Here is a 3,871-nt window from a genome sequence, read left to right as displayed (position 1 = left end):
TCTTGAATTAGGGGGTTTGGCCGCCCGCGGTAACCAGCTCTTCGCTGTTCCCCTCGCGGCGACTTAGAAAACAATACACCCACCCAACCCCCACCGCAAATCCACCCCCACAACAGGCCCTACACCCCGCCATTCCGGGCTCAAAGCCGGTATCGGCACCCAAATTCGGGCGCCGCCGTCGTAAGTGAGTTCTGTGTGCTGCGGCACAACGGCCGACGCCTCTCACGGATCTCGACACGCTCGATCACCGGAGGCCCGATCGCCGGAGGCCTTAAACGCAGAAGGGCCGGCAACCAAACGGTTGCCGGCCCTTCTCAAGCAGCTGGAATCAGCGGTGCTGGATTACCAGGAAGACTTGGTGATACCCGGGAGCTCACCGCGGTGAGCCATGTCGCGGAAGCGAACACGGGAGATACCGAACTTCTGGAAGGTACCGCGGGGACGGCCGTCGATGATGTCGCGGTTACGCAGACGGACGGGCGACGCGTTGCGGGGAAGCTTCTGCAGGCCGAGGCGTGCAGCTTCGCGAACTTCGTCGGTCGAGTTGGGGTCAACCAGAGCCTTCTTCAGTTCGAGGCGCTTTGCAGCGTAACGCTCAACGATGACTTTACGCTGTTCGTTCTTTGCGATCATTGACTTCTTAGCCATGTGTTTAGCGCTCCTCTCGGAATTCGACGTGCTGACGGATCTTGGGATCGTACTTCTTCAGAACCATGCGGTCCGGGTCGTTACGACGGTTCTTCCGCGTCACGTAGGTGTAACCCGTGCCCGCAGTCGACTTGAGCTTGATGATCGGACGTACGTCCTTGTCCTTAGCCATTAGAGCTTCACTCCCCGAGCAAGGATGGCGGCGACGACTACGTCGATGCCGCGTACGTCGATGGTCTTGATGCCCTTTGCAGAAAGCTGCAGAGTGACGTTACGGCGCAGGGACGGAACCCAGTAGCGCTTCTTCTGGATGTTCGGATCGAACCGACGCTTGTTGCGACGGTGCGAGTGCGAAATGCTGTGCCCAAAGCCCGGCTCGGCTCCGGTCACTTGGCAGTGTGCTGCCATGACTTCTCCTCAAGAATTGAATGTAATGATCCGCATATCTGCTGCAGGATCATGCGGCTAAGTGCGACCCAAAGTGATCAGGGTGAACGGTTAGTCACGCAACTTGAGCCCCTAACTACCGGCTACCCTGGAGAAAACTACCGGGCCACCGGAGCAATTGCGCACGCTCCGCGCACTTAGCGCTCACCAAGTCTACGAGTTCACGCAATTAAAGACCAATCCGTACTCGGACGGTGTATAAGGGGGCGCTGCTTCAGAGGCGCGTGAGCTGGGCGTACTTGGGCGCCAGTCCGTCGCCAGAGGACTTGCCGGTGACACGGCGGACCACCCAGGGGCCGGCGAATTCGCGGACCCAGCGGGCGTTGGCGCGGAGGGCTTCGGCCCGGTTCAGCTCGGGCACCGGGGTCATGGGCGGGACTTCGATCGAGTGGTCGTGCTCCAGGACGGTAAGGACGCGTTTGGCCATGTTGGCGTGCCCGGCGGCGGACATGTGCATCCGGTCCTGGGCCCACATGCCCCAGTCGTAGTACTCGTTAAAGCGCCAATAGTCCACCAGCAACGCTCCATGGTCCCCGGCTATGCCGCGGACCAGTTCGTTGTAGATGGCGGTGCGGCCGCGCATGGTGCTGAAGACCTTGGAGCCGCGCGCGTCGAAGCCGGTGAACATCACCACTGTGGCGCCGGTGGCCGCCAGCTTGCGGATGCCGGCGTCGTACTCCGCCAGCAGATCGTCGATGTCGATCTTGGGACGCAGAATGTCGTTGGCACCTGCGTAAATGGTCACCAGGGTGGGGTTAAGGTCGACGGCGGCGTCCACCTGTTCTGCCATGATCTGGCGGAGCTTCCTGCCGCGGATGGCCAGGTTGGCGTAGCCGAAGCCGGGATCCGCCGCGCCCAGCTGCTCCGCCACGCGGTCCGCCCAGCCCCGCACGCCGTTGGGGCGGCTGGGGTCGTCATCCCCGACCCCTTCCGTGAAGGAATCGCCGAGCGCTACATACCGTGCGGAAAAGTCCATGGCGTCAGTCTGTCATCTGTTGCCGGGAGCAACCAAGGCGGGGCGTGTCCGGACGGTGTCCATCAGGGCGACGGCTTATGGCCGGCTTTCGGTCTCGCGGAGGATCCAGTGGTCGTCGTCCAGCCGGGCCACGATCTTTTCGCCGATGCGGGCGAGGTCGTTGACGTCGCGTTCCGTCAGGGCGTCCAGGAACTTGGTGCGCACCGCCTCCACGTGCCCCGGTGCGAGTGCCTCCAAAGTGGCCATCCCGACGTCGGACAGGTGTGCGGTGGTGACCCGGGCATCGCGGGGGTGCGGACGCCGCTCCAGCCATCCGCGCTTCTCCAGTTTGGAGACCACGTGCGAGAGCCGGGACAGCGACGAACTCGTACGCGCGGCCAGCTGGCTCATCGGCAGGAAGCGGCCCTCGGCTTCGGACAGCATGGCCATGACGTTGTAGTCGAACAGGGACACCTTGCCGGCGGTGTGGAGCTGGTTGTCCAGGGCAGCCGGCAGCAGCGTGTTGATGCTCAGGAGTGCCAGCCAGGCACGGCGTTCGTCGGCGTTGAGCCAGCGCGGTTCGGTCATGCGTCCATTCTAGAAGCAGAGCGTGGTTGAGCATTCAAGTGACGCACCAGTTCCCGTGGACCCATCCGGGTAGGCTGACTTTATGTTTGTTGTATCGCTGACCTACAAGGTGCCCGAAGACATCGTGGACTATCACCGCCCTGCGCACATGGCGTGGGTTAAGCAGGCCTTCGACGACGGCGTGTTCCTTGCGTCCGGACGCCAGGTTCCCGCGGTGGGCGGTGTGCTGTTGTCCAAGGCCGACCGAACCACACTTGATGCTGCGCTGGCCAAGGACCCCTTCTACAGCAACGGTGTGGCCGAGTTCGAGGTCATCGAATTCACTGCCACAACCGTGGCGGAGGGTTACGAAAACCTGTTGGACACCTAGGCCCCCGGCCCTGCGCCGGCAGGCTCCGGGGAACTGCCCGGCATCCCCGGCAGCTCCCCGGGCGGACCTACTGCTCCAGAACCAGCAGCTGGGCCTTGTCCGGCTCCCAGGTCACGAACAGCTCCGCGCCTGGCGCGGGCCGACCCGTCGCATCTGAACTGAGTTCGCGCACCTGCAGCTCGTGGCCGCCGGCCGTGAGGCGGTGGCGCACGGTGGCGCCCAGGTTGGTCGAGGAAACCAGCGCCGCCTTGCCGCAGTTGTCCGTGCCTGCTTCGGAGCTGAACTTGAGGTGTTCGGGACGGATGGACACGGCGTAGTTCTCGCCGGTGACGCCGCGGTCGCGAACCCTGCCCAGGCCCAGGCCGCCGAGGTCAACCAGCGCCTCGCCGTCCTTGCGTTCCAGGACGGTGCACGGGATGAGGTTGGTGTCGCCCAGGAAGCTGGCCACCCAGTCCGTGAGCGGGTGGTTGTAGACCTCTTCGGGCGGGCCCGACTGGACGATCCTGCCGTCCTTCATCACCACGATCCGGTCGGACATGGCCATCGCCTCGTCCTGGTCGTGCGTGACGAAAAGGACGGAGATGCCCAGGCTCTTCTGCAGCGTCTTGATCTCTTCCTGCATGTGTTCGCGGAGCCGCTTGTCGAGGGCGGCCATGGGCTCGTCCAGGAGCAGCGCGGCCGGGTTGAACACCAGCGCGCGGGCCAGGGCGACGCGCTGCTGCTGTCCGCCGGAGAGCTGACGGGGCTTGCGGTCGCCCATCTTGCCCAGGCCCACGCGTTCCAGCGCGCTATCGGCGCGTTGACGCCGTTCGGCCTTGGGCACCTTGCGCATCCGGAGCGCGAACTCCACGTTTTCGCGGGCG

The 3,871-nt window shown here is 64.1% G+C and carries 7 protein-coding genes; 1 reads left to right on the top strand and 6 read right to left on the bottom strand.

Annotated elements, in window-relative coordinates; genetic code table 11:
- Nucleotides 1-342: 342 nt before the first annotated feature.
- From rpsN to V6M49_RS05455, 5 genes are all read right to left on the bottom strand, one after another.
- Entirely contained in the window at nt 343-648 is a 306-nt protein-coding gene (rpsN, locus tag V6M49_RS05475; RefSeq protein ID WP_026266887.1) for a 30S ribosomal protein S14, read from the bottom strand.
- 4 nt (nt 649-652) lie between these two features.
- A complete protein-coding gene (gene rpmG / locus V6M49_RS05470; protein WP_013602737.1) occupies nt 653-820 on the bottom strand; it encodes a 50S ribosomal protein L33 in 168 nt (55 codons plus the stop codon).
- Nucleotides 820-1,056: a 50S ribosomal protein L28 gene (gene rpmB / locus V6M49_RS05465; RefSeq protein ID WP_056342125.1), complete on the bottom strand. Its 237-nt coding sequence runs from the start codon at nt 1,054-1,056 to the stop codon at nt 820-822. Before rpmB ends, rpmG begins: the two co-directional genes overlap by 1 nt.
- Before the next feature lie 253 nt (nt 1,057-1,309).
- Nucleotides 1,310-2,071 (bottom strand): SGNH/GDSL hydrolase family protein, encoded by a 762-nt coding sequence (locus tag V6M49_RS05460; RefSeq protein ID WP_332760480.1) that lies wholly within the window; start codon nt 2,069-2,071, stop codon nt 1,310-1,312.
- A gap of 75 nt (nt 2,072-2,146) precedes the next feature.
- A complete protein-coding gene (locus tag V6M49_RS05455) occupies nt 2,147-2,638 on the bottom strand; it encodes a MarR family winged helix-turn-helix transcriptional regulator (protein WP_185261892.1) in 492 nt (163 codons plus the stop codon).
- Nucleotides 2,639-2,720: 82 nt separating this feature from the next.
- Here V6M49_RS05455 and V6M49_RS05450 point away from each other — a divergent pair, with 82 nt between their 5' ends.
- Nucleotides 2,721-3,008: a YciI family protein gene (locus V6M49_RS05450; RefSeq protein WP_104063680.1), complete on the top strand. Its 288-nt coding sequence runs from the start codon at nt 2,721-2,723 to the stop codon at nt 3,006-3,008.
- A 67-nt stretch (nt 3,009-3,075) separates the two neighbouring features.
- Here the strand turns inward: V6M49_RS05450 and V6M49_RS05445 are convergent.
- The coding region (locus V6M49_RS05445) for an ABC transporter ATP-binding protein (protein WP_332760479.1) at nt 3,076-3,871 on the bottom strand (796 nt) is incomplete at its 5' end.

The organism is Pseudarthrobacter sp. (assembly GCF_036675385.1).
Lineage (GTDB): Bacteria > Actinomycetota > Actinomycetes > Actinomycetales > Micrococcaceae > Arthrobacter.
Note: the sequence above shows the minus strand (reverse complement) of the source record. Positions and strands in the feature narration are given on the sequence as shown.